Source organism: Streptosporangium sp. H16, assembly GCF_051918855.1.
Lineage (GTDB): Bacteria > Actinomycetota > Actinomycetes > Streptosporangiales > Streptosporangiaceae > Streptosporangium.
On the sequence record NZ_JBPXMD010000001.1, the window covers coordinates 465,537 to 491,199 of the forward strand.

The 25,663-nt window shown below is 72.1% G+C and carries 15 protein-coding genes; 12 read left to right on the top strand and 3 right to left on the bottom strand.

The annotated features are described in order from the left end of the window. Window positions 1–23 precede the first annotated feature (23 nt). The 4 genes from lgt to ACTOQ2_RS02090 all read left to right on the top strand — a co-directional run bounded on the left by lgt (window position 24) and on the right by ACTOQ2_RS02090 (window position 3,963). Window positions 24–1,427 (top strand): prolipoprotein diacylglyceryl transferase, encoded by a 1,404-nt coding sequence (lgt, locus tag ACTOQ2_RS02075; RefSeq protein WP_440097885.1) that lies wholly within the window; start codon window positions 24–26, stop codon window positions 1,425–1,427. A 148-nt stretch (window positions 1,428–1,575) separates the two neighbouring features. After that, on the top strand, window positions 1,576–2,295 hold the full coding sequence (locus ACTOQ2_RS02080; RefSeq protein ID WP_440097886.1) for a VIT1/CCC1 transporter family protein: 720 nt from the start codon (window positions 1,576–1,578) through the stop codon (window positions 2,293–2,295). Then, a complete protein-coding gene (locus ACTOQ2_RS02085) occupies window positions 2,292–3,134 on the top strand; it encodes a hypothetical protein (protein ID WP_440097887.1) in 843 nt (280 codons plus the stop codon). Before ACTOQ2_RS02080 ends, ACTOQ2_RS02085 begins: the two co-directional genes overlap by 4 nt. Before the next feature lie 214 nt (window positions 3,135–3,348). Continuing rightward, on the top strand, window positions 3,349–3,963 hold the full coding sequence (locus ACTOQ2_RS02090) for a hypothetical protein (protein ID WP_440064987.1): 615 nt from the start codon (window positions 3,349–3,351) through the stop codon (window positions 3,961–3,963). Here ACTOQ2_RS02090 and ACTOQ2_RS02095 read toward each other — a convergent pair. After that, on the bottom strand, window positions 3,938–5,800 hold the full coding sequence (locus ACTOQ2_RS02095) for a bis-aminopropyl spermidine synthase family protein (protein ID WP_440097888.1): 1,863 nt from the start codon (window positions 5,798–5,800) through the stop codon (window positions 3,938–3,940). The genes ACTOQ2_RS02090 and ACTOQ2_RS02095 overlap by 26 nt on opposite strands. A gap of 199 nt (window positions 5,801–5,999) precedes the next feature. On the opposite strand from ACTOQ2_RS02095, the gene gltB reads away from it, so the two are divergent. The 8 genes from gltB to ACTOQ2_RS02135 all read left to right on the top strand — a co-directional run bounded on the left by gltB (window position 6,000) and on the right by ACTOQ2_RS02135 (window position 23,394). After that, window positions 6,000–10,505 carry a glutamate synthase large subunit gene (gene gltB, locus ACTOQ2_RS02100; protein WP_440097890.1) on the top strand — a complete coding sequence of 1,502 codons (4,506 nt, stop codon included), beginning with the start codon at window positions 6,000–6,002 and terminating at the stop codon, window positions 10,503–10,505. Window positions 10,506–10,632: 127 nt separating this feature from the next. Then, window positions 10,633–12,111 carry a glutamate synthase subunit beta gene (locus ACTOQ2_RS02105; RefSeq protein ID WP_440097891.1) on the top strand — a complete coding sequence of 493 codons (1,479 nt, stop codon included), beginning with the start codon at window positions 10,633–10,635 and terminating at the stop codon, window positions 12,109–12,111. A gap of 390 nt (window positions 12,112–12,501) precedes the next feature. Then, window positions 12,502–14,382 carry a S8 family peptidase gene (locus tag ACTOQ2_RS02110; protein ID WP_440097892.1) on the top strand — a complete coding sequence of 627 codons (1,881 nt, stop codon included), beginning with the start codon at window positions 12,502–12,504 and terminating at the stop codon, window positions 14,380–14,382. A 158-nt stretch (window positions 14,383–14,540) separates the two neighbouring features. After that, entirely contained in the window at window positions 14,541–15,971 is a 1,431-nt protein-coding gene (gene pyk, locus ACTOQ2_RS02115; protein ID WP_440064980.1) for a pyruvate kinase, read from the top strand. A gap of 194 nt (window positions 15,972–16,165) precedes the next feature. Beyond that, a complete protein-coding gene (locus ACTOQ2_RS02120) occupies window positions 16,166–16,564 on the top strand; it encodes an acyl carrier protein (RefSeq protein ID WP_440097893.1) in 399 nt (132 codons plus the stop codon). Beyond that, the gene (locus ACTOQ2_RS02125) at window positions 16,561–21,474 is read left to right on the top strand and encodes an amino acid adenylation domain-containing protein (RefSeq protein WP_440097894.1); all 4,914 of its coding nucleotides are present in this window, start codon (window positions 16,561–16,563) and stop codon (window positions 21,472–21,474) included. The genes ACTOQ2_RS02120 and ACTOQ2_RS02125 overlap by 4 nt, the downstream gene beginning before the upstream one ends. Window positions 21,475–21,553: 79 nt before the next feature. Next, window positions 21,554–22,378: a thioesterase II family protein gene (locus ACTOQ2_RS02130; RefSeq protein WP_440097895.1), complete on the top strand. Its 825-nt coding sequence runs from the start codon at window positions 21,554–21,556 to the stop codon at window positions 22,376–22,378. Beyond that, complete coding sequence (locus ACTOQ2_RS02135) at window positions 22,357–23,394, top strand: LLM class F420-dependent oxidoreductase (RefSeq protein ID WP_440097896.1); 1,038 nt, start codon at window positions 22,357–22,359, stop codon at window positions 23,392–23,394. The genes ACTOQ2_RS02130 and ACTOQ2_RS02135 overlap by 22 nt, the downstream gene beginning before the upstream one ends. Window positions 23,395–23,561: 167 nt before the next feature. Here ACTOQ2_RS02135 and ACTOQ2_RS02140 read toward each other — a convergent pair whose 3' ends face one another. Both ACTOQ2_RS02140 and ACTOQ2_RS02145 read right to left on the bottom strand, forming a co-directional pair. Further along, window positions 23,562–24,647 carry an MBL fold metallo-hydrolase gene (locus ACTOQ2_RS02140; RefSeq protein WP_440097897.1) on the bottom strand — a complete coding sequence of 362 codons (1,086 nt, stop codon included), beginning with the start codon at window positions 24,645–24,647 and terminating at the stop codon, window positions 23,562–23,564. 106 nt (window positions 24,648–24,753) lie between these two features. Further along, entirely contained in the window at window positions 24,754–25,638 is an 885-nt protein-coding gene (locus ACTOQ2_RS02145) for a glycosyltransferase family 2 protein (RefSeq protein ID WP_440097898.1), read from the bottom strand. Window positions 25,639–25,663 lie beyond the last annotated feature (25 nt).

A 25,663-nucleotide genomic window follows, 5' to 3' on the forward strand; every position in this document is an offset into this window, starting at 1 on the left:
GCGACACGGTAACGTCACCTGACATGCCCCTCGCCTCGATTCCCAGCCCCTCCCAGGGGGTCTGGCACCTTTTCGGCGTGGTCCCCATCCGGGCCTACGCACTGTGCATCGTGCTCGGCGTCGTCGTCGCGGTCGTCATCGGCGAGCGCCGCTGGCGCGCCCGCGGCGGCGTTCCCGGCACGATCGTGGATCTCGCCGTCTGGGCCGTGCCGTTCGGCCTGGTCGGTGGTCGCCTCTATCACGTCATCACCGACTGGCAGCTCTACTTCGGGCCGGACGCGCCCAACGAGCCGATCGAGGCGCTGTTCATCTGGAACGGCGGCCTGGGCATCTGGGGCGCCGTCGCGCTCGGCGGCGTGGGCGTCTGGCTGGGCTGCCGCGGCCGGGGCATCTCCCTGACCGCGGTGGCCGACACCGTGGCCCCCGGGATCGTGGTGGCCCAGGCCATCGGCCGCTGGGGCAACTACTTCAACCAGGAGCTGTTCGGCAGCCCCACCGACCTGCCGTGGGGCCTGGAGATCGACCCCGACCGGCCCGGCACGGTGCCCGGTGAGGACACCTACCACCCCGCGTTCCTGTACGAGTCGATCTGGGACCTGGGCCTGGCGCTGGTCCTCATCTGGCTCGGCCGCAAGTTCGTGCTCCGGCACGGCCGCCTGTTCGCGCTCTACGTCGCCGGTTACACCGTGGGCCGCTTCTGGATCGAGGGCCTGCGGGTCGACACCGCCCACCACATCCTCGGCCTGCGGCTCAACCAGTGGACCTCGATCATCGTGTTCGTCGGGGCGATGGCCTACTTCTGGTACGCCAGGAACAAGACCGCCGAGGAGCGGGTCATCCCGGTGACCGATCCCGCCGGCCTCGAGGGCGGGGCCGTCGTTCCCGGTGAGGACGAGAGCGCGGATCCGGCGAAGGGCGAGGACGAGGACGGAAACGCAGCCGCACCGACCGGAGCCCTGGCCGCGTCGGACGTGGGAGACGGTACGGGGGGTCCCGTCGACCCGGCCCACCCGTCCGACCAGGCCGACCCGGCCGAGAACGACGGCGAGAGCGGGCAGGACACCGGGGCGCGGCCCGCCTCGGGGACGCTTGCGACCGGAGACCCGGGCCCGGCCGGAGGCGCGGTCGATCCCGCCCACCCGTCGGACCAGGCCGAGCCGGTGGAGAGCGGCCGGGACGGGAGCGACCCGGTCGACGACGAGCCGGGCGGCGCGGTTCCGGCCGCCGCCTCGGACAAGATCACCCCGGAGAGTGCCGCCTCGGGTGACACCGCCCCGGGCAGCACCGTCCCGGAGAGCGCCACCCCGGAGAGCACCGCCTCGGACAGCACCGCCCCGGGCGGGGCCGCTTCCGGCGCGGAGAGAGACGATCTCCGCGGGGAGGCCGCGACGAAGGGTGTTCCCGAAGGCGAGAAAGAACGACGTTGACGTTCTCCCCACGGTCGAGGCCCCGGGGCCTCGGACGCGCCGCCGGATCGTCCGGCACACCGGCGTATCCCCTCTCCGGGGCCGAGACCGGCGGCCCTCCGCCTCCCCCGCGCGCTGAGTCCCCGGGGCCGTCTCCCGAAGGACCGGAGTGAGCCCGGACGCCTTCGGGGGACGCGCCGAGATGCACCACCGGCATCGCGACGTCAACGGCGGCTGGTTGCGGCCGTCGGTGTTCGGCGCGATGGACGGCCTCGTCTCCAACTTCGCCCTGATCGCCGGTGTCGCCGGCGGCGCCGCCGGCACCAGGGTCATCCTGCTGGCCGGCATCGCCGGACTGGCCGCGGGCGCGTTCTCCATGGCCGGTGGCGAGTACGTCTCGGTGGCCAGCCAGCGGGAACTCGCCCTGGCCGAGATCGCCGTCGAGCGGCGCGAGCTCGAACGCCACCCCGAGGCCGAGCTGGAGGAGCTCGCCAAGCTCTACGAGGAGCGGGGTGTCGATCCCGAGGTGGCGGCCGAGGTGGCCAGGCAGATCTCCACGGACCCGGAAAGGGCCCTGGAGGTGCACACCGAGGCCGAGCTCGGCGTCACCCTCCGTGACCTGCCCTCGCCCAGGATCGCCGCGATCTCCTCCTTCCTGTCGTTCGCCGTGGGCGCGCTCCTGCCCCTCGTGCCGTACCTGCTCGGTGTCACCAGCCTGGTGGCCTCGGCGGTGATCTCCTGCCTGGCGCTGTTCGGCGCGGGCGCGCTGGTCTCCCGGGTCACCGCCCGCAGCTGGTGGTACAGCGGGCTGCGCCAGCTCGTCGTCGGCGCGGTCGCCGCCGGCCTGACCTTCGCCCTGGGCACCTTCCTGGGAGGAACCGCACTTTGACCCCTCCGCCTCCGACCCCCACCCCGACCCCCGGGCGCAAGCGTCGCCGTACCTCCGGCAAGGCGCAGACCTGGAGCGTCCCCCTGCTGGAGGAGTGGGGGCTGACCCGGACCCAGCAGCGGCTGGTGCTGGTGTTCGGGTCGCTGGCGGGCGTGCTGATCGCCGCGCTCGCCCTCACCTTGGCGATCTCCGCGATCGGCAACGACTTCGAGCCCGAGCGGGCCACCGCCTCGGTCATCGGCACCGAACCCCGGCCGGACGTCTACCGGGGATGGCCCTCCTCCAAGGTGTTCGCGCCGATCGCGGAGAGCAGGGCCGACCCCAAGCCGCTGACGGCCAAGGACCTCTTCGCCAAGACCCTCAAGGAGGGCAGGACCACGCTGAGACTGGCGGGCGCCCCCAAGCTGGAGACCGACTGCGTGGCGGCGACCTGGGGCCAGGGGCTCGCCGACCTGCTCACCCAGGGAGGGTGCACCCAGGTGGCGAGGGGCCTGTACGCCAGCGCCGACGGCCGTTACGTCGCCCAGTACACCATGTTCAACCTGCGCGACACCGCCTCCGCCGACGCGCTGGCGAACACGCTGACCACCCTGCACCGGGGCGGCTGGGTCCGGCCGCTCCAGACGCTCAAGGTCGCCTTCCCCGCCGGTGGCCACACCGAGGCCAGCGGTCACGCCATGGGGCACTACGCGGGCCTGGTCTGGATCGGCAGGGCCGACGGAGCGGAGCCGGGCCCGAGGGACGACTTCGTCTCGCTGTCCCTGACGGTCCGCGCCACGGAGAAGGCGATCTTCCGCCGCATCGTCGCCGCCTCCCCGGTGCCCGCTCCGGCCAAGTAGTTCCCGTACGCCGGGTCGTTCCCCGGATTTTCCGGCCGGGTGCCGCCGAACCAGCCGAGCCGGCGGTGTCCGGCCGCCCCGAAGGCCGCTCCGGAGGCCGGGCGGCGGCGCGGGGGAGCCCGCCGGGCGGGGTCACCGACCGTGAGCCGCCGATTCCGGTCGGGAATCCCGGTTCTTCGGGGACCGGGGAGATCTCGAAGTAAGCTTTTTCCCCATGCGCAAGTGGATCATCATTGTCGTGCTGGCCGGGGTCGCCGGGGTGGGAGCCTTCCTGTGGCTGGGCAACGAGCCCGCCCCGCGCGCCGCGGTCCTGCGCGCGGAGTCCGGTACGGCCCACTACGCGCCCATAGCGACCCGTGCCCTCGATCCCCGGCCGCTCACCGTCGCCGAGATGTTCCCCGGCCCCTCGGTGTCGGCGGGCACGACCAGGCTCGCGCTCAGGAGCACCGAGGCCCTCGCCGACTGCGCCGAAGCGGTCTGGGGGAGCGCCGAGGACGCGCTCGGCGGGTGCACGCAGGTGCTGCGGGCTCGTTACGAGACCGAGGACGGAGCGGTCTCCGGCCAGTTCCTGATCTTCAATCTCGCCGACTCCGCCGCCGCCGACAGGCTCGTGGCGGCGCTCAAGGCCGGCGGCTTCGTCCGGCCCGCCCCCGACACCCCCGACGGCTTCGACGGCTCGCGCAGCTGGGCCCAGGTCCGCGGCCTCGGGCACTACGTCACGGTGAGCTGGGTCGCCCCCGTCGTGCCGGGGAGCAAGGTGGATCTCACCTATCCGCAGGTCGCGATGGACGGCCTCGGCCTGGTCATCCAGCGTCGGCTGGTGCCCTGAGGGAGCTCTCCACCGCGGCCCGCAGCTCCAGCAGCCGGTGGGCGGGCAGTTCGAGGACGGTGACGTCGCCCGCCCACGGGGCCGCGGCGGTGACGACCGCCCTGGCCTGTCTCTTCGTCAGGTCGCCCCTGACCCTGATCAGGGCCTCGCGCCAGGTGTTGGCGAGCTTGCCGTGCGCGTTGTCCAGGACGCGGCGCAGGATCCTGGCCGCGTCGTCGCCGGTCTCGCCGGTCCCTGCGTTCCCTGTGTTTCCTGCGTTCCCGGTGGGTGGCGCCACCCGTACGGCGCGCACGGACGCGCCCTCGGCGGTGAGCTCGTAGACGGGGGCGAGCAGGTCGGCGGGGAGGTCCTTCGGGGCCGTGGCCAGCGTGACCCGGACCTCCGCGGCGCGGGTGGCGAGCAGCAGGCGGGGCAGCGCGGCCTCCAGACCGGCGGGTACGGCGATCGCCACCCTGGCCGGGTCGCTGGCGTAGGGCTTGGCCAGCCAGGTCGCCAGGCGCGCTCTGGGGGCCCTGGGCAGCACGTCACGGGGCCACTCGCCCACCAGCACCTCCGGGACGAACCCGTCGCCGGAGTCCGCGGCCGGGGCGGCGGAGGGGGGCGCCGACTCCACGGACTGCGGGCCCTGCGTGTAGATGGCGGTGCCGGACGCCTCGGTCCTGGCGGCCGCGGCGGGCCAGGTTCTCGTCGTGGGACGCAGGACGTACAGGTCGGCGGCCGACCCGATGGCCTCGGCGCCGAGGTAGCGGTTGAAGTCGGGATAGATCGCCTCGTTGACGAGGTTGAGCTGCGACAGGGCCTGCTGCACCTTGAGGGCGAGCGCGGGGGTGCGCTCGCTGGCGCCGTACGCCAGCATGATCCGGCCCTGCTCGCGGTCGCGCAGCCCCTCCGCGCAGCGGGCGACGAACAGCCCGACGCCCTCGGGGGTGTAGGGAGGGTCGGTGATCGCCAGATCGGCCCAGGACTGCGCGGAGGCGGGCAGTCCCAGGCGCAGGTCGGCCCACCGGGTCCGCACGGCCAGGCCGAGCCGGTCGGCCTGGCCTGCGATGTAGGCGAGGATGCGCTCGTCGACGTCGACGACGGTCACCTCGACGCCCGGGTGCAGCATCGCGGTGGCCAGCGAGGTCAGGTCGTGGTCGCCCACGCACAGCAGCCTGGCGCCGTCCAGCCAGAACCGGGCGTCCAGCAGCAGCGCCCGCCTGACCACGGTCTCGCCGGTCGCGGCGACGTGGTCCAGCGTGTGGCGGCCCCGGGGCGCCTTGGCGATCAGCTCGTCCATGCGCGCGACCAGGTCCGCGTGGCCGGGAAGCAGGTGGGCCACGGGATCCGCCGGTCCCAGGGCGCTCCCTCCCGGTCCGGCGGGCGGGAAGGCGCTCTCCCGCCGGGACGGGCCCGGTCGGTCCCGGTGCACCGGGACAGGACCCGGCCGGGCGGGATCCAGCCAGGCCGGCGGGGCCGGGAGCCTGAAGCGGTCGCCGGACCGCTCCAGCTCCCCGTCCACCTCGCGCAGCAGCGCCTCGACGGTCCGCCGCGACGTCGCGGTCTCCCTGACCAGGTCGGCGAGCGTCCACCAGCGGCCGTCGCCCAGGGCGGCGAGCGCGTTCCGCAGCCGCCTGCCGTCGACGCCCGCCCGCGCGACGAGCGCCTCGACCCCGCTCCCGCTCCCGGCTCCGGCCTCGCTCCCGGCCCCGGCCAGGTCACCGGTTTCGCCGGGGGCGCCGGGGGTGCCGGAGGAGCCCGGTGCGCCGGACCGCCTCGACACGCCCGGGATGTCCGGAGTGCTGATGTCTGTCAGATCGGTGGGGCCACCCGGGCCGGCGGGGTCGCTCGGTTCCATTGGGCCACCATAGAGCCCGGACCTGGAATGTTGCGCCACCGTTATGTGTTAAACGAACCGGGCGAACCGGCACTAATTCGGCGCGATCTCACCGGGTAGGTAGGTATCCGGCAGGGTACGGTAATCTCTACCCACCACGCAGCAGGGCCAACGTCGTCCCTTGCTTGTTCGAAAGAAGCAAGACGACGGGAGGGATTCAATGCCTGCTGCCCACCTCGGCTTTCCCGAGCCCCAGGGCCTGTACCACCCCTCGCACGAGCACGACGCCTGCGGTGTCGCCATGGTCGCGGACGTCGCCGGTCGCCGGAGCCACGACATCGTCGCGAAGGCATTGACCGCGCTGTGCAATCTCGACCATCGGGGAGCCCAGGGTAGCGAACCGGACACCGGCGACGGGGCCGGGATCCTGACGCAGATCCCCGACACCTTCTTCCGCGTGGTGGCGGACTTCCCCCTGCCCGCGGCCGGTTCCTACGCCGTCGGCATGGCCTTCCTGCCCGTCGAGGCGCAGGCCCGCGAGACCGCCGTGCGGCTGATCGAGGAGATCGCCGCGGAGGAGGGCCTGACGGTCCTCGGCTGGCGCGGCGTTCCGACCACCCCCGACCTTCCCGGGCCGAGCGCCCGCGCGGTGATGCCGTTCTTCGGCCAGCTGTTCGTGGCCTCCCCGGACGGCGAGACCGGCCTGGAGCTGGACCGGCTGGCCTTCTGTCTGCGCAAGCGGGCCGAGCACGAGGCGAACGTCTACTTCCCCTCGCTGAGCTCCCGGACCATCGTCTACAAGGGCATGCTCACCCCGCTGCAGGTCGAGCAGTTCTTCCCCGACCTGAGCGACGAGCGCTACGAGACCGCGATCGCGCTGGTCCACTCGCGTTTCTCCACCAACACCTTCCCCTCGTGGCCGCTGGCGCACCCGTACCGCTACGTCGCCCACAACGGCGAGATCAACACGGTCAAGGGCAACCGCAACTGGATGCGCGCCCGTGAGGCGATGCTGAAGACGGCGAACCTGCCGGGCGACCTGTCGAGGCTCTTCCCGATCTGCGACCCGGCCGGTTCCGACACCGCCTCCTTCGACGAGACGCTGGAGCTCATCCACCTCGCGGGACGCAGCCTGCCGCACGCGGTGCTGATGATGATCCCCGAGGCGTGGGAGAGCCACACCGAGATGGACCCCGCGCGGCGGGCGTTCTACGAGTTCCACTCCACGATGATGGAGGCCTGGGACGGCCCGGCCTCGATCACCTTCTCCGACGGCACCCTCGTCGGCGCGGTGCTCGACCGCAACGGCCTGCGCCCTGGCCGGTTCTGGGTGACCGCGGACGGCCTGGTCGTGCTGGCCTCCGAGGCGGGCGTGCTGGACATCGCCCCCGAGGACGTGGTCCGCAAGGGCCGCCTGCAGCCCGGCAAGATGTTCCTGATCGACACCGAACTCGGCAAGATCATCGAAGATGACGAGATCAAGGCGGAGCTGGCGGCCGAGCTGCCGTACGCGGACTGGCTGCACGCCGGGCTGGTCCGCTTCGAGGAGCTGCCCGCACGCTCGCACGAGATCCCCTCGCACGAGGCGCTGATCAAGCGGCAGCAGACCTTCGGCTACACCGAGGAGGAGCTGCGGATCATCCTGGCGCCGATGGCCAGGGCGGGCATCGAGCCGATCGGCTCGATGGGCACCGACACCCCGGTCGCGGTGCTCAGCGAGAAGCCCCGGCTGTTGTTCGACTACTTCAGCCAGCTGTTCGCGCAGGTCACGAACCCGCCGCTGGACGCGATCCGCGAGGAGCTCGTCACCTCCCTGGCCAGCACCATCGGCCCCGAGGGCAACCTGCTCGACCCGGGACCGGCCTCCTGCCGCCAGCTCGTGCTGCCCTACCCGGTGCTCGACAACGACGAGCTCGCGAAGATCATCCACATCAACGACGAGGGCGCGCTGCCGGGCTTCCACCCGCACGTGGTCTCCGGCCTGTACGAGGTCGCGGGCGGCGGCGAGGCGCTGCTGCGCCGCATCGAGGAGATCCGCGCCGAGGTCTCCTCGGTGATCGAGGGCGGGGCGCGGATCATCGTGCTGTCCGACCGCGGCTCCTCCGCCGCCCTGGCGCCGATCCCCTCGCTGCTGCTCACCGGTGCCGTCCACCACCACCTGATCGCCGAGAAGACCCGCACCAAGATCGGTCTGGTCGTCGAGACCGGCGAGGCGCGCGAGGCGCACCACATGGCGCTCCTGGTCGGCTACGGGGCGGGCGCGGTCAACCCGTACCTCGCCATCGAGACCGTCGAGGACATGGTCGACTCCGGCGTCCTGAAGGTCGACCGGCACAAGGCCGTGCGCAACCTCATCAAGGCGTACGGCAAGGGCGTGCTGAAGGTCATGTCCAAGATGGGGGTGTCCACGGTCGCCTCCTACACCGGGGCGCAGATCTTCGAGGCGCTCGGCCTGAGCCAGGAGGTCGTGGACGCCTGCTTCACCGGGACCACGTCCCGTCTGGGCGGCGTCGGCTTCGACGTCCTGGCCGAGGAGGCGGCGCAGCGTCACCTGCGCGCCTACCCCCGGGCCGAGAACGCCCACCGCCGCCTGGAGGTCGGCGGCGAGTACCAGTGGCGCCGCGAGGGCGAGCCGCACCTGTTCAACCCCGAGACCGTCTTCAAGCTGCAGCACGCCACCCGCTCGCGCCGCTACGAGATCTTCAAGGAGTACACCGGCCTGGTGGACTCCCAGGCGGAGAAGCTGATGACGCTGCGCGGCCTGTTCAAGCTGCGGGAGGGCGTCCGCGAGCCGGTGCCGATCGACGAGGTCGAGCCGGTCAGCGAGATCGTCAAGCGCTTCTCGACCGGCGCGATGTCGTACGGCTCCATCTCGATGGAGGCGCACGAGACGCTCGCCATCGCGATGAACCGGCTGGGCGGCAAGTCCAACACCGGTGAGGGCGGCGAGGACCCCGAGCGGCTGCACGACCCGGCCCGCCGCTCGGCTATCAAGCAGGTGGCCTCCGGCCGGTTCGGCGTGACCTCGGAGTATCTGGTCAACGCCGACGACGTGCAGATCAAGATGGCCCAGGGCGCCAAGCCCGGCGAGGGCGGCCAGCTGCCCGGCCACAAGGTCTACCCGTGGATCGCCAAGACCCGGCACTCCACCCCGGGCGTCGGCCTCATCTCGCCGCCGCCGCACCACGACATCTACTCGATCGAGGACCTCGCCCAGCTCATCCACGACCTGAAGAACGCGAACCCGGCCGCCCGGGTGCACGTCAAGCTCGTGGCCGAGGTCGGGGTCGGCACGGTCGCGGCGGGCGTGTCCAAGGCCCACGCGGACGTCGTGCTCATCTCCGGCCACGACGGCGGCACCGGCGCGTCCCCGCTGACCTCGCTCAAGCACGCGGGCTCCCCCTGGGAGCTCGGCCTGGCCGAGACCCAGCAGACGCTGCTGCTCAACGGCCTGCGCGACCGGATCGTCGTGCAGGTGGACGGCCAGCTCAAGACCGGCCGCGACGTGGTCATCGCCGCGCTGCTCGGTGCCGAGGAGTACGGCTTCGCCACGGCCCCGCTGGTCGTCTCCGGCTGCGTGATGATGCGCGTCTGCCACCTGGACACCTGCCCGGTCGGCGTCGCCACCCAGAACCCGGAGCTGCGCAAGCGGTTCACCGGCAAGCCCGAGTTCGTGGTCAACTTCTTCGAGTTCGTCGCCGAGGAGATCCGCGAGTATCTCGCCGCGCTGGGCTTCCGCAGCATCGAGGAGGCCGTCGGCCACGCCGAGCTGCTGGACACCACCCCCGCCGAGAACCACTGGAAGGCCTCGGGCCTGGACCTGGCGCCGATCCTGCACCAGCCCGAGCTGCCCGAGGGCGCCTCGCTCCGCCGTACCGTGGAGCAGGACCACGGGCTGGCCAGGGCGCTGGACAACACGCTGATCCAGCTCGCCGAGGGCGCGCTCAAGGGCGGTTCCAGGGTCACGCTCGACCTGCCCATCCGCAACGTCAACCGCACGGTCGGCACCATGCTCGGCCACGAGGTGACCAAGCGGTACGGCGGAGCGGGCCTGCCCGACAACACCATCGACGTGCGCTTCACCGGCTCCGCGGGCAACTCCTTCGGCGCCTTCCTGCCCAGGGGGATCACCCTGCGGCTGACCGGCGACGCCAACGACTACGTGGGCAAGGGCCTGTCCGGCGGCCGGATCACGGTCCAGCCGCACGACGCGGCCCCGCTCGACGGGCACATCATCGCCGGGAACGTCGGCCTGTACGGCGCGACCTCCGGCGAGGCCTTCATCCGCGGCGTCGTGGGAGAGCGGTTCTGCGTCCGCAACTCCGGCGCCACCGCGGTGGTCGAGGGCGTCGGCGACCACGGCTGCGAGTACATGACCGGCGGCAAGGTGGTCGTGCTCGGCCCGACCGGCCGCAACTTCGCGGCGGGCATGTCGGGCGGCGTCGCCTACCTGCTCGACCTCGACGCCGAGCGGGTCAACCGGGAGATGGTCGAGATCGAGGAGCTGGACGAGGCCGAGTCCGATGCGCTGCGCGAGATCGTCGAGGCCCACCTGACCGAGACCGGCTCCACGGTGGCCAAGGCGGTCCTCGCCGACTGGGACCCGTCCCGGTTCGGCAAGATCATGCCGACGGACTACAAGCGGGTCCTGCGGGCCGCCGAGTCCGCCCGGCTGGAGGGCCGCGACATCGACGAGGCCGTCATGACCGCCGCGGTCCAGGGGTGAGGCCGATGTCCGTTCCGATGGCGAAGACCGTTCATGTCGCCCATGTTTCCCCGCTGTTCCAGGGGTTCCGGGGTTCCCGGGCTCTCCAGGCTTTTTACGGATTTCACGGATAAGGGAGGTACGACCGATGGCTGACCCCAAGGGTTTCCTCGCTCACGGACGCGAGCTGCCGGCGCGCCGCCCGGTGGACGTGCGCATCCGCGACTGGCGGGAGGTCTACGAGGACTTCCCCAAGCCCGCGCTGACCAAGCAGGCCGCGCGGTGCATGGACTGCGGCATCCCGTTCTGTCACAACGGCTGCCCGCTGGGCAACCTGATTCCCGAGTGGAACGACCTGGTCTACCGGGACGACTGGCAGGAGGCCATCGAGCGCCTGCACGCCACCAACAACTTCCCGGAGTTCACCGGCCGGCTGTGCCCGGCTCCGTGCGAGGCGGCGTGCGTGCTCGGCATCAACTCCGACCCGGTCGCGATCAAGCGGGTCGAGGTCGAGATCATCGACCGCGCCTTCGACGAGGGCTGGGTCACCCCCCAGATCCCCGCCTCGAGGACCGGTAAGCGGGTCGCGGTCGTCGGCTCGGGCCCGGCGGGCCTGGCCGCCGCGCAGCAGCTCACCAGGGCCGGGCACGACGTGGTCGTGTTCGAGCGGGCCGACCGGATCGGCGGCCTGCTCCGCTACGGCATCCCCGAGTTCAAGATGGAGAAGCGGCACATCGACCGCCGGCTCGACCAGATGCGGGCCGAGGGCACCGAGTTCCGTACCGGCGTCAACGTCGGCGTGGACATCACGGCTGCGCGGCTGCGCGAGGAGTTCGACGCGATCGTCCTGGCCGGCGGCGCGACCCAGTGGCGGGACCTGCCCGTCGCCGGGCGCGATCTGAAGGGCATCCACCAGGCGATGGAGTATCTGCCGCCCTCCAACAAGGTCCAGGAGGGCGACTTCCCGGTCTCGCCGATCAGCGCCGAGGGCAAGCACGTCGTCGTGATCGGCGGCGGTGACACCGGCGCCGACTGCATCGGCACCGCGATCCGCCAGGGGGCCGCCTCGGTCACCCAGCTGGAGATCATGCCCCAGCCCCCGGCGGACCGCCCCGGCAGCCAGCCGTGGCCCACGTTCCCCATCCTGTTCAAGATGGAGAGCGCCCACGAGGAGCTGGCCGAGGGCGGCGGCGACCGGGTCTACGCGGTCTCCACCACCGAGTTCGTCGGCGACGCCGACGGCAACGTCCGGGCGCTGCGCCTGGTCGAGGTGGAGGGTCCCGCGGCCGGGTTCAAGCCGGTGCCCGGCTCCGAGCGGGAGATCCCGGCCGAGCTGGTCACGCTGTCGATGGGCTTCGTGGGCCCGGAGAAGAAGGGCCTGCTGGAGGAGCTCGCCGAGGTCGCCGGAGGCGAGTTCTTCGACGCCAGGGGCAACGTCGCCAGGGACAAGGGCTACATGTCCTCGGTCGACGGCGTCTTCGTCGCCGGGGACATGGGCCGCGGCCAGTCGCTGATCGTGTGGGCGATCGCCGAGGGCCGCTCGGCCGCCTCGGCCGCCGACCGCTACCTCACGGGCCAGACGGCCCTGCCGGTGGCGATCCCGCCGACGGCGCGGCCACTGGTCTGAGCGGCCGCCGGTCCTGGACGGTCGCCGGTCTTGAACGGCGACCGGTCCAAGCGGCTGCCGGCTGACATGTCATGGCCGGTCCGGGTGTGTCATGGTTGGTCGATGCACTCCCGGACCGGTTCATGCATGTCATGGCCGGTTCGTGGATGTCATGGCCGGCCCGGTCGGACCGGGCCGGTCCGGCGGGAACACGGCGGGAACACGGCGGGTTCTGGCACGTCACGGTTCACCCGGGGGCGGCGTCGCCCGCCACGTCCGGGAACCGTCCGGCGTGGCAGGTGCCTTACCGGCGGCTTCAGGTAAAAATGCGCAGAGCGGGTGTTCAAATTGCTTTGTCGTACATATGCCTGAAAGATAATTCTTCTTGATCAGGCCAGGTGCGGAGGATTGATGAATCGCGGGATCAGAAGCCTGACGGGCACGGCGACGGTGCTCGCCCTGGCGGCGACCCTCACGGCGGGAGCCCTGGGCGGCGGGGCCACGACAGACGCGGGTCAGAACCGCGAGTACCTGGTCTTCTACGCGGACGGAGCCCGCGACCGGGCGATCGAGGCGATCACCGCGAGTGGCGGTACCGCCCTGTCGACCGACACCAGGATCGGCTACGTTCTCGCCGACGGTCCCGGTTCCCGCTTCGTGGAGAGCCTGGCCGGCAGCGACGCCGTCGAGGGGGTCTCCTCCGACCGCAGGATCGGCTCCGCCACCGCGATCGCCCTCTCCACGGCCTGGACGCCCGCCACCGCGATCGCCCCCGGGACCGCCGCCTCCACGGCCGGGACGCCGGGCACCGCGACCTCCACCGCGATCGCCGCCTCCACGGCCGGGTCGCCCGCCACCGCGACCGCCACTGAGATCGCCGCTCCCGCGGCCAGGGTTCCCGGCACCGAGACCGCCTCCCAGGTCAGGACCCCGCTCGCCTTCCCCTCCGCGGACGCTCTCGGGCGGGCGGGCACCCCCAGCGCCCCCACGCCCTCCACCGGCACGCCAGAGCCGCTGGCCGGACGGCAGTGGGACATGAAGATGATCGGCGCCACCGTGGAGGGCTCCTACGCCACCGAGCCCGGTGACAAGCGGGTGCTGGTCGGCGTCATCGACACCGGCGTCGACGGCAAGCACCCCGACATCGCCCCCAACTTCAACCGCGCCCTGAGCCGCAACTTCGTGACCGACCGGCCCAAGGACCCCAACGGCAAGACCCTCGACGGGCCCTGCGAGTTCAAGAGCTGCAAGGACCCGGTCGACTGGGACGACGACGGCCACGGCACCCACGTGGCCAGCACCATCGCCTCACCGCTCAACGGCGTGGGCATCGCCGGGGTCGCCCCCCAGGTGTCCCTGGTGAACCTGCGCGCGGGCCAGGACTCCGGCCTGTTCTTCCTCAAGCCCAGCATCGAGGCGCTCACCTACGCCGCCGACGCCGGGATCGACGTGGTCAACATGAGCTTCTACGTCGACCCGTGGCTGTTCAACTGCAAGGCCAACCCCGCCGACTCCAAGGCCGAGCAGCTGGAGCAGCGCGGCATCATCACCGGCATGCAGCGCGCCCTCGACTACGCCCGCAAGCGCGGCGTCACCCTCATCAGCGCCATCGGCAACGGCTCCACCGACCTCGGCAGGCCCAGCAAGGACGCGACCAGCCCCGACTACCCCAAGGACACCGAGCGCACCCGCAAGGTCGACAACTCCTGCCTGAACGTCCCGGCCGAGTCCAAGGGCGTCATCTCGGTAACCTCGGTGGGCCAGAGCGGGCGCAAGGCCTACTACTCCGACTACGGCGTCGAGCAGGCCGACCTGGCGGCCCCCGGCGGGGACGAGTTCGACGGTGGCGGCACGTACGACCCCACCCGGGGCATCCTGGCCGCCGCGCCGGAGAACGCGCTCAAGGCCAAGGGGCAGCTCGCCGCCGACGGCACGCCGAAGTCCCCGTCGATCGTGCGGGAGTGCGAGGGCGGCACCTGCGCCTACTACCAGTACCTCGTCGGCACCTCCATGGCCGCCCCGCACGCCACCGGCGTCGCCGCCATCCTGATCAGCCGCTTCGGCAAGCCGGGCAAGGGCGGCCTCGCGCTGCCCGCCGCGGACGTCCAGCGCCTGATGTACTCCACCGCCACCGAGAAGGCCTGCCCCTCGCCGCGCGAGTACGCCTACAAGATCGACCTCGTGGTGGACGAGGTCCACAAGTGCGAGGGTCCCAAGACGCACAACGGCTTCTACGGCCGCGGCGTCATCAGCGCCGCCAACGCGGCCAAGGCCACCCCCTCCGCTCCCTGATCCGATCCCGCCTGTTGTGACATGTGGTCTCAAAGTCTGAGAAAAAGGGCGATTCGCAACCTGCCGTTCATCCGGGGTAGCTTTGTGTCACCGATTTTTTCATCGGCGCTCTGACCAACGTCACGACCAAGTGGTCTGTACCAATTAGGGTGGGATCCGTGACTCGTCGCGCGAAAATCGTCTGCACTCTCGGCCCTGCCACCTCCTCTCCCGAACGCCTCCGCGAACTGATCGCGGCCGGGATGGACGTGGCCCGTTTCAACCTCAGCCATGGCAGCCACGAGCTGCACAAGGAGGTTTACGACAGGGTGAGGGAGGCCGCCGCCGAGCTCGGGCGTGGCGTGGGTCTGCTGGCTGACCTCCAAGGCCCCAAGATCCGGGTCGGCAAGTTCGGTGAGGGCCCCGTCCGCCTCGGCTTCGGTGATGTCTTCACGATCACCACTGAGGAGGTTCCCGGCGACCGTGACCAGGTCTCCACGTCTTACCTGGGGCTTCCCAAGGACGTCAGTCCCGGGGACAGCATCCTGGTCGATGACGGCCGCGTCCGGCTGGAGGTGACCCGGGTCGACGGCCAGCGCGTCACCACCCGGGTGATCATCGGTGGCATGATCTCCGACAACAAGGGCCTCAACCTGCCCGGCGTCAACGTCAGCGCCCCCGTCCTGACCGACAAGGACGAGACCGACCTTCGCTGGGCCCTGCGCACCGGCTTCGACCTGGTCGCCCTCTCCTTCGTCAGGCGTCCCTCCGACGCCGACGTGGTGCGCAACATCATGGAGCAGGAGGGCATCCGCCTCCCGCTGCTCGCCAAGATCGAGAAGCCGCAGGCCGTGGAGCGGCTTCCGGAGATCATCGAGGCCTTCGACGGCATCATGGTCGCCCGCGGCGACCTCGGGGTCGAGCTGCCGCTGGAGGAGGTGCCCATCGTGCAGAAGCGCGCCATCGAGCTCTGCCGCGAGAAGGCCCGTCCGGTCATCGTCGCCACCCAGATGCTGGAGTCGATGATCACCTCCCCGCGGCCCACCCGCGCCGAGGCCTCCGACGTCGCCTACGCCGTCATGGACGGCGCCGACGCGGTCATGCTCTCCGGCGAGACGTCGGTCGGCAACTACCCCGTCGAGGTCGTCGAGACGATGAGCCGCATCGCCACGACCGCGGAGAAGAGCTCCCTGCAGGCCACGCACAGCCTCGACCGGCTGCCGGAGACCACCGGCGGCGCCATCGCCCGCGCCGCGGCGGAGGTCGGCGCCATCGTCGGCGCCAAGGCGCTGGTGGCGTTCACCATGTCCGGTGAGACGGCCCGCCGCCTGGCCCGCTACCGCTCGCCGATCCCGCTGCTGGCGTTCACCTCCGCCAGCCACGTCCGCAACCAGCTCGCGCTGACCTGGGGCGTGGAGACCTTCGAGGTGCCGTTCGTCCACCACACCGACGACATGGTCCGCCAGGTGGAGGCCTCGCTGCTCGCCAACTCCCGCCTGGAGAAGGGCGACAAGGTCGTCATCGTCGCCGGTTCGCCTCCCGGCACCGCGGGTTCCACCAACGCCCTGCGCGTGCACACCATCGGCGCGGCGGTCTCCAACCCCGGCTGATCTGCGCGATCGCGTACGGCCACCGCTGCGGCGGTGGCCGTTCGCGTTTCCGGGGCTTTTTCACACGGCTACGGATTCAAAAATGCCGAAAAATACGCTCTTGTCGTGTCCGAATAGGTGTCAGAGGATCGGTGCATGGCGTGCCCGGACGGGGCCCGTCTGATGAACCGGACAAACTCAACGAAAGGCGCCGGATGATCCAGGGCAGTCGGCCGGTGGGAGCGGAGCGGCAACGCGAGGAGGCCGAGGGGCGACCTCCGGGTCCACCGGGGCCGCGCGTGTCGGCCGCCGACACGGTCGCGGAGATGATCGAGGCCCGCCTGGGCCGGACGGTCGACCCCGACGAGAACTTCTTCGAGGCCGGGCTCAACTCGATGGCACTGGTCGAGCTGCACGCGGACATCACGGGGGTGCTCGGCATCGACATCCCGGTCACCTCGATGTTCACCCGGCCGAACGTGCGGGCGCTCAGCCGCCTCGTCGAGGGCGCGCAGGAACCCGTCAGGAGCGAACCCGCGCGCCTGCGCCCCGTCGGGGGCAGCCGCAGGGACGTGCGCGCCCGCATCCGCAGGGACGGCGGGGCGCCTCGGTGACCGATACCGCGTCGATCGCCGTGATCGGCATGGGCCCGCGCGCCCCGCTCCCCCCTCCCGGTGGCGTCCTGGCGGAGACTGAGGAGGGCGCGCTGGAGAACGCCGGATACGACCCCGCGCGCTCCCCGGGAGTGTTCGCCGGCTACAAGCCGGCCGAGGAGGCCTGCCTGGCCCTCGCGGTCGGTGACTGCGACCTCGTGGTCTCGGTCTCGGGACCGAGCCTCGACGCTCTCGCGGAACGGGGCACCACGATCGTGCTCAAGCGCCTGGACGACGCTCTCCTCGACGGCGACCTCGTGAGCGCCGTGATCGAGGCAGTGATCGAATCCCCGCCCGGCCTCGCCCCCGCCCGCATCGTTTCCACCAGGACCGTTCCCGCCCGCACCGTTCCCACCCGCAGTGGGCGCGGTGGTTGGCGCGGAGGCGGCTCGACCGCGCGCCTGCGGGAACCGCTGAGGGTGAAGGAGGGTTTCCCGCCGGTCCACCTCCCGGGGGACTCCCGGCCCCGCGTCGTCGCCTGGTCGGGACGCACGCCGGCGGAGGCCGACGCCGTGAGGAAAAGCCTGGCGGGGTTCTTCGCCACCCTCGGCGCCGACCGGTTCGCCGACGCCGTGGCCGTCCTCCAACTGGGCCGCCCCCAGCATCCCGTACGGGGCGCGGTCGTGGCCGCCACCCCCGCCGAGGCGTCCGCGGCCCTCGCTGTGACTCCGGCGGCCGTCGCCGTGACTCCCGGGGCCTCATCAGAAGGAACGACGCTCAGGTATGTGCCGCTCTTCACGAGTGCGGCAGGGGATGTGAGGTTCGTCTTTCCCGCCGGGGGCGCCGGGCGGCTGGGGGCTTCGCTGTACGGGGCCGAGCGGCTGTTCAGCGAGGCGATGGACGTCTGCCTGGAAGGTTTCGAGCGGCACGGCGTCGATCTCTACGACGCCTGGCTCGCCGGGGAGCGTGACGACGACGCGGTGACGTTCGCGGTGACCTACTCCCTGGCGGCGACCCTGACCGGCTGGGGCGTCACACCCGTGGGATGCGCGGGAGAGGGCGTCGGCGAGCTCACCGCCGCCGCCTTCTCGGGAACGCTGGAACTGGACGAGGCGATCGCCCGCGTCGCGGCCTCCGTCGTCGCCGTCTCCGTCGCGGTGCCTGAGCAGGCACCCGAGCAGGCGCCCGAGCCGGTGGCCGAGCGGGCGCCCGGACGGGTGCCCGAACCGGTGGCGGACGACGCGATGGCGGTGTCCGAGCCGGTGTCGGACGACCTGACGGTGCCCGAATCGGTGCCGGCCGACATCGCGGCGCCCGAGCCGGTGCCCGGGCATGAAACGTTCCACGAACCGGAGACCCGTCGCGAGACGGTCACGGGGCAGGGGACCTCGCCCCGGGCGGGAACCGGACCGGGGACCACCGGACCGGGAGACACGCTGTCCCTCCTGATCGGGACGGCGAAGGCGCCCTCGGACGAGGGGACGATCGACTGCGGGGACGACCGCCGGGGCCTGCTCGCGGCGCTCGCCCGGCTGTGGACACTCGGCTGCCCGGTGGACTGGGCCGCCCTCGACCCCGACCACCCCCTGCAGCGCCTGCCCGTCCCGGGAGGGCACCGTTACGCCCCGGCGTCGATCTTTCCCGGTCCCTCGCCGCGTCCTTCCGCGTCGACTTTCGCGTCGACTTCCGCGTCGCGGGAACGCGAGGGCGCGCCGCAGGTCCCGGAGGGCCTGCCCGAGCCCGCCGAGCCGCTCCGCAGGCCCGGGGCGGTCCCGTACTCGTTCTGGGTGCTGGAGCAGCTCGCCGGGTCGAGCGGGGTGTCCAACCTGGCGGTGGCGTTCAGGACCCGCGAGCCGTTGCGCAGGTTCCCGCTGCAGATCGCGGTGAACCGGCTGCTCAAGCGGCATCCGGCGCTGCGCCTGCGGTTCCCCGTGGTGGACGGCGCGCCCGTGCGGCACCTCACCGCCCCGCAGGACGCTCAGATCAAGCTGGTGAACGGGGAGACCACCGAGGAGACGCTCGTCTCCGACCTCCAGGGGTTCCTGGACGAGCCCTTCGACCTTGGCCGCGACCTGCTCTTCCGGGCCGGGCACTTCGCGCTGCCCGACGGCGGCGGGAGCGTGGTCTGCCTGGTGGCCCACCACATCGTCATCGACGCCACCTCGATGCAGTTCCTCGTCGAGGAGCTGGGCGGCTTCTACGACGCGCAGACGAGCCAGGAGCCGCTCCCGGCCGCGCTCTCCGGCATCGCGCCCATGCTGGAGCCGGGGGAGGCGTCCCGGGAGTCGCTGGACTACTGGCTCGACCGGCTCAGGGACGTCGATCCGGCCGCGATGGTGCTCCCCGGCAGCAGGCCGTCGCCCGCCCGGCCCACCTTCGCCGGGCACACCTGCTCCTGGGAGGTGGACGCGGACACGCGGCGGGCGCTCGACACGCTGCGGACCGGCCTGCGCACCACCGACAACATCGTGCTGGCCGCCGCGTTCATGCTCACCCTGCGCGCCCACGGCGCGGGTCCCGAGCTGGTGGCCGCGATGCCGGTCACCACCAGGACGGCCGCGATGCGCGGCCATGTCGGCTACGGCGTCAGCACCCTGCCGATGCGGGTGCGCGCCGACCCGGACGAGGGTTTCGCCGCCCTGGTCAGGCGGGTCGAGGACGTCTTCTTCGAGGGGGTCGAGCACGCGGACGCCTCGGTGGAGGCGGTGCTGGTCGAGCGCGGGCAGCGAGGGCACGGTACCGGCGACTGGAGGGTGCCGCTGTTCCGGCACATGTTCAACTACCGGCCGTGGACCGACGACCAGGTCAGCATCCTGGGCTCCGTCCCCGAGTACGTCGAGGACCTGTTCGACCGCAGCCGCCTGGACCTGCAGTGCATCGCAGTGCAGGAGCCCGGCAGGCTCACGCTCAGGGTCTGGCACAGCACGGAGGTCCACGACGAGGCCGAGATCGCCGCGTTCGTCGCGCGGATGACCGCGCTGCTGCGGCGGGCCGCCGAGGACGCACGGCGCCCGCAGCGGGAGCTGGACTCCCTCTCCGCGGCCGACCGGCGGCTGCTCGACCGGCTCAACGACACCGCGCGGACCTGGGAAGGACCGGCCACGCTGCTGGAGCGGATCGCCGCCCACACCGGAGGCGTCCACGAGCCCGGTAGCGGTACGGCGATCCGCGACGGCGACCGGGAGGCAACCCGCGAGGCCCGCACCGGTACGGCGATCCGCGACGGCGACCGGGAGGTCACCTACGACGAGCTGCTCACCTGGGCGGCCGCCGTCAGGGACACCCTCGTCTCGCACGGCGCGGGCTCCGGCGACATCGTGGCGCTCGGCCTGAGCCGTTCGGCGGAGACGGTCGCCGCGGTGCTCGGCGTCTGGGCGGCCGGGGCCGCCTACCTGCCGCTGGACCCGCGCCAGCCCGAGCTGCGCCTGGCCTACCAGGTGGAGGACAGCGGGGCCCGCCTGGTCATCGCCGACTCCGAGGCTCCCTGGGCGGGGGAGGTCCCCGTACTCTCCATGCCGCAGGCCCCCGGAGCCGGGGCGTCGGATCAGGCGGATCAGGCGGACAGCGACGGCGCGCCCGCGCGCCGGCTGGATCCGGCAGAGGTCGCCGCGGCGGTCACCGGGGAGTCGATCGCCTACGTGATCTACACCTCGGGATCCACCGGGAGGCCCAAGGGGGTGGCCGTCACTCACGGCAACCTGGCGAACCTCGTCCTCGACTTCGCCGACCGGCTCGGGGCGGGCGCGGCCGACGCGGTGCTGTGGTCCACCACGACCTCCTTCGACATCTCGGCGCTGGAGCTGATGCTCCCGCTCACCGTCGGCGGCACCCTGGTCGTCGCCTCCGACGACGACCAGCTCCAGCCGCGCAGGTTCCTGGAACTCATCGCGGCATGGGACGTACGCGTCGTGCAGGCCACCCCGACGGCGTGGCGGCTCATCGCCCCCGAGGCGCGCGACGAGCTGGCCGGGCGCATCGTGCTCTGCGGCGGGGAGCCCATGCCCGCCGCGCTCGCCGCGGACCTGCTGGGCCTCGGCTGCCGGTTGTTCAACGTCTACGGGCCGACCGAGACGACCATCTGGTCCACCGCCGCCGAGATCCTCGCTCCTCCGGCCGACCCGGTGCCGATCGGGGTGCCGCTCGCCAACACCCGGATCTTCGTCAGGGACGCCGACGGGCGCGAGGCCCCGCCGGGCGTACCCGGCGAGCTGTGCGTGGCGGGCGACGGGGTGAGCGCCGGGTACGTCAACCGGCCTGAGCTGACCGCCGAGCGGTTCGGCGAGCACCCCCGCCACGGGCGCTTCTACCGGACCGGGGACATGGCCAGGCTCAGGCACGACGGGGCCCTGGAGCTGCTGGGCCGCGACGACCGCCAGATCAAGCTGCGCGGGCACCGCATCGAGCTGGGCGAGATCGAGGCGGTGCTGCACCACCACGACGCCGTCAAGGTCGCGGCCGTCATCGTCCACGACGACAGGCTGGTGGCGTTCGTGCAGCCCACGGACCTGCCCGACGGGGAGACCGGGGCCGCGCTGCGCGAGGAGCTGTGGCGGTACGCGGGGACGCGGCTGCCGGACTACGCGGTCCCCTCGGGGATCGTCCTGGCCGACGAGTTCCCGACGACCGCCAACGGCAAGATCGACTATCGGGGGCTGACCGTCCCCGAGGACGAGTCACCGTCCGCCTCCCGTGCCCCGGCGAGCTCGGAGCTCGCCGAGGGGGTGCTGCGGCTCTGGCGGGAGGCACTGCGCCGCCCGGGGCTCGGCGAGCACGACAATTTCTTCCTCAACGGGGGGCACTCGGTGCTCGCCGTACGGCTGATCGCCCCGCTGGAGGAGCTCGCGGGCCGGGCGATCAACGTCCGCGCGGTCTTCGACCATCCCACCCCGGCCGAGCTGGCCGCGTTCATCCAGGAAGGGGCGGGCTCTTGATCGTCTTCCCGAGGCCGGGGCCGATGTCCCAGGTCTCCGTACCGGCCTCCCCCGATGTCCCCACGCTGGAAGGACCTAGATGACCGCGCCGTGGTTCGTACCGGTGGGGGAGCGGCCGGGGGGCCGGATCCGCCTGTACACCTTCCCCAACGCGGGCAGCGGCCCCGCCTCGCTCACCGACCTGGCCGAGCGGTTCCCCGACGAGGTCGACGTGTGGTCGGTGAACCTCCCCGGCCGTCAGGCCAGGCTGGCCGAGCCGCCGGTCGAGGACCTCGACAAGCTGGTCGACGACCTGGCCCGCGACCTGCTGGCGAACGCCCGCGAGCCGTACGCGCTGTTCGGCTACTGCAGCGGCGCGCTGCTCGCCTACCTGGTCTGCCGCCGCCTGGTCGAACTCGCTCCGGCCTCCGGAGCGATCGGGACCGGGCTCCCGGCGGGCCTCGCGGGACCGGTTCCTTCGCCGGAGTCCGGGGGGCGGTGGCCGGAACGCCTGCTCGTGGGGTCCTTCGCCGCGCCGGACGTCACGCTCCTGCTGCGCAGGCTGCCGTCCCTGCCGTCGTGGCTGTTCTGGGATCAGCTGATCGAGCTGGGCGGGGTCCCGGCGGAGGTGGCCGAGCGCGAGGTGCTCAGGCCGATCCTCGAACCCGCCCTGCGCGCCGACTTCGGGATGCTCGCCCGGTACCGGCACCGTCAGGGGCCGCCGCTGCCGGTGCCCGTCACCGTCCTGTACGGCAGCCGCGACGGCTCCATGTCGCGCGGGGGGCTGCTCGGCTGGCGCAGGCAGAGCGTCGCGCGGCCGTCGATGCGCGAGCTCGACGCATCGCACTGGCTGGCCGAGGAGACCCCGGACCTGCTCGCCACCGTCATCGCAGAGGAGATCGGATGCGTCTCGGTTACAGCATGAGCTACTGGGGCGGAGCCGGGCTCGGTCCCGCCGACCACCTCGCCCTAGTCCGCGAGGCCGAGCGGCTGGGCTACGAGTCGGTGTGGGCCGCCGAGACGTACGGCACCGACCCGGCGAGCCTGATGGCGTGGATCGCGGGCCAGACCGAGCGGATCGCGCTGGGCACCGGCGTGCTGCAGATGTCGGGCCGCAAGCCCGTGGTGGCGGCGATGACGGCCGCCACCATCGACCAGGTCTCCGGCGGCCGGGCCCGGCTGGGCGTGGGCGTTTCGGGGCCGCAGGTGGTGGAGGGCTGGCACGGGGAGCGCTTCGACCGGCCGGTGGCCCGCGCCCGCGACTACCTGTCGGTGCTGCGGCTGGCCCTGGAGGGCCGCCCGGTGAGCTACTCGGGCGAGACCATGACGCTGCCGCTCCCCGGCGGGCAGGGCAAGGAGCTGTCCCTGGGCGTCTCCCCGGTCCAGAAGCACTTTCCCGTCTATCTCGGCGCGATGGGCCCGGAGACGACCGCGCTCGCCGGGGAACTGGCCGACGGCTGGCTCGCGATCCACTTCCCGCCCGAGCACCTGGCCGAGCGCACGGCCCACCTGCGCGCGGGCGCGGCGCGGGCCGGTCGCAGCCTGGACGGTTTCGACGTCGCACCGATGATCCTCACCCTCGTCGACGACGACGAGGAGCTGGCCTACGACATGATGCGGCCCATGCTCGCCCTCTATCTGGGCGGCATGGGCTCGCGCCGTACCAACTTCTACAACCGCCTGGCCCGCTCCCTGGGCTTCGAGAAGGAGGCGGAGGCGATCCAGGAGGCGTTCCTGGCCGGGCGCCAGGGCGAGGCGATGTCGCTGCTCCCGGACGGCCTGGTCGACGCGATGACCATGTGCGGGCCGCCCGGCAAGCTCCGCGAACGCGTCGCCGCCTACCGCGAGGCGGGCGCGACCTCCCTGGTCGTCGGCCTGGTCACCCCGACGCTCAGGCTCCGGATGGAACAACTGGAACTGGTGGCGGACCTGGTCACCTGAACCGCTGGGACTCCGCCGCCGTCGACTGGCCTGGGAGACGGCGGCGGGGAACTGGTGGACGGAGGCGCAGGTCGGTTCGGCGACATGCCAAAGGAGGCTCAACGATCGAACAGGCCGCTTCCTGCGACATTCCATGACTTCCTCCGTGCACCTGCGCGACGGCCGGCTCAGAGGCACGAGTGGTTCCGGAGGTAGCCGGCGACGGCGGACGCCGCGTCGCTGCTCAGAGCGACTCCGTAGTCGACGATCTCCTCGTCGGTCAGGACCAGGCGCAGGCCGCTGGCCGAGGGCAGCACCCGGGTGGGGAGGTTGCTTCGGTCGAGCTGCCGTTGCAGCCACACCGCTTGGGCGATGCGGTAGCCGGTGGCGGAGTAGGCGAGGTCGTAGTGCTGAATGAGCACATGACGAGGGCGCAGGGTCGCGGCGATGACAGGTACGTCCCGCGTTTCCAGATGGCATGCCTCGGCCCGGCCCGGCACCTGGTCGATGTTGGAGGCGTCCGCGTGGGCGATCACCATGGTCGGCGCCGGGCATATCGCCGCCACGTGCCCCAGCAACGCATCGGTGAGGTTGGTGTCGGAGGTGTACCAGATGTGCCCGATGGTGCTCTCGTAGATCAGGCCGATCGCGCTGCGGCTGCGCCCGGCCTCCTCGGTGTGCACCGCCGGCACCGCGTGGAGGGTCACGTCGCCGACCGTGATCGACGCCCTGCCGGGGCCGTCCGTCTCGGGATGCGCGAGCGTGACCAGCTCGGCCAGCCCACCATCGCCCGCGTGATACGGGGAGAATGCGGCGAACCTCGCCGCGGCCGTCGGGTTGGCCAGCAGCAGTTTGCGGCCGTCGGTGGAGTAGCTGACCATCCCTTCCAAACAGGGAATCACGTCGGCGTAATGGTCGGGATGCAGGTGGGTGACGGCGATGGCGTCCAGCTCCGACCAGCAAAACAGCCCCTGCTCGATCAGCTGCAGCAGCATGCTCAGCGCCGCCGGGCCGGGGTCGACGAGCACGGTGGTGGTCGCGGTACGGATCAGGTGGCCGCCGGCGCCACCGGCGAGCATCCCGTACCGGCACCCCAACGCTCCCAGCAACAGCACCTCGCAGGTGCCGGACGCCGCCGACCGGGCCGGGGGCTGTGGTCTAACGCTCGCGGGGTGGTGCAGGGCGATGTCCGCTGCGTCGGCCGCTGCCAGGATCGCGATGAGGTCCTCGTCCCGAGTCGTGTACAGGTGCGCGAAGTCGGATGTGCTGCTCATGGATCTCCTGGCGTTTTGGAGGTCTGATTCAGGCCTTGACGGTGGTGGTACCCGCTGCAGGTCTCAGGTGCCTCATCGCGGTGGGGGCTACGCCACGCGCGGACGCTCAGACGATCGGGGGGCGGCCGGCGCGGACCAGGCGCAGTACGGTGGTCCAGGACATCGGCCGGCGCTGCCCGTGCCCACCCTTGAGTCCTTCCCACAGGCCGGCGCCCCAGATGGCGAGGTTTGTCCGCGACCGGATCCGGGCGAGGCTGAGCAGCGTCCAGACCGTCAGGTAGATGGGGACGAGGAGGACGGGCAGGCGCCGGTAGGCGAGCCAGACACGGTTGCGGGCGACGAGACGGTGGTAGCCGGCGTGCCGGGCGGGGTCGGTGGCGGGGTGGTGGATGACGATGCCGGGCGCGTACCAGCCGGTGCGGCCCAGGTCCCACAGCCGCCACGACAGGTCGATGCCTTCGTGGAAGAGGAAGAAGTGGCCGGGCCAGCCGCCGGCCTGTTCGTAGTCGGCGCGGCGTACGAGGACGACACCTTCGGCCATGACGGTGATGATGCCGGGCCGGGTGGCGTCGCCGGCGCGTAGCCGCGGCACCCAGCGGCGCAGGGTGACACCGGTGTCGGGGTCGGCGATGCGCGGCTGGATGTAGGCGGCGTCGGGGTGGGATCGGGCTTCGGCGACGAGCCGAGCCAGGATGTCGGGAGTGGGCAGGACGGCGTCATTGTCGAGGAAGAATACGAACTCGCCGCCCGGGTCGCCCAAGGCGTCGGCGCCGATGTTGCGGCCCTCGGGGATGCCCACGTTGACGGGCAGGGCGACGGCGTGAGCGTCGGCGGGCACGTGGTCGGGTTCGACGCCGTTGCCCACGATGACCACCCGCAGTTCGACGTCCTGCTGGGCGAGGAGCGACGCCAGCGCCCGCCGGCACTCGGCGGGGCGGTCGTTCATCGTGAGGACCACCACATCAACGACGGTGGTCTGCGGGCTGGTCATCACGTCTCCCGGACGGTGAGCGCTC

Bases quoted from the DNA above. Each gene is read 5' to 3' on its own strand.
- lgt (WP_440097885.1), top strand. From the start codon at position 24: ATGCCCCTCGCCTCGATTCCCAGCCCCTCCCAGGGGGTCTGGCACCTT.
- ACTOQ2_RS02090 (WP_440064987.1), top strand. From the start codon at position 3,349: ATGCGCAAGTGGATCATCATTGTCGTGCTGGCCGGGGTCGCCGGGGTG.
- ACTOQ2_RS02095 (WP_440097888.1), bottom strand. From the start codon at position 5,800: ATGGAACCGAGCGACCCCGCCGGCCCGGGTGGCCCCACCGATCTGACA.
- gltB (WP_440097890.1), top strand. From the start codon at position 6,000: ATGCCTGCTGCCCACCTCGGCTTTCCCGAGCCCCAGGGCCTGTACCAC.
- ACTOQ2_RS02105 (WP_440097891.1), top strand. From the start codon at position 10,633: ATGGCTGACCCCAAGGGTTTCCTCGCTCACGGACGCGAGCTGCCGGCG.
- ACTOQ2_RS02110 (WP_440097892.1), top strand. From the start codon at position 12,502: ATGAATCGCGGGATCAGAAGCCTGACGGGCACGGCGACGGTGCTCGCC.
- ACTOQ2_RS02120 (WP_440097893.1), top strand. From the start codon at position 16,166: ATGATCCAGGGCAGTCGGCCGGTGGGAGCGGAGCGGCAACGCGAGGAG.
- ACTOQ2_RS02130 (WP_440097895.1), top strand. From the start codon at position 21,554: ATGACCGCGCCGTGGTTCGTACCGGTGGGGGAGCGGCCGGGGGGCCGG.
- ACTOQ2_RS02135 (WP_440097896.1), top strand. From the start codon at position 22,357: ATGCGTCTCGGTTACAGCATGAGCTACTGGGGCGGAGCCGGGCTCGGT.
- ACTOQ2_RS02140 (WP_440097897.1), bottom strand. From the start codon at position 24,647: ATGAGCAGCACATCCGACTTCGCGCACCTGTACACGACTCGGGACGAG.
- ACTOQ2_RS02145 (WP_440097898.1), bottom strand. From the start codon at position 25,638: ATGACCAGCCCGCAGACCACCGTCGTTGATGTGGTGGTCCTCACGATG.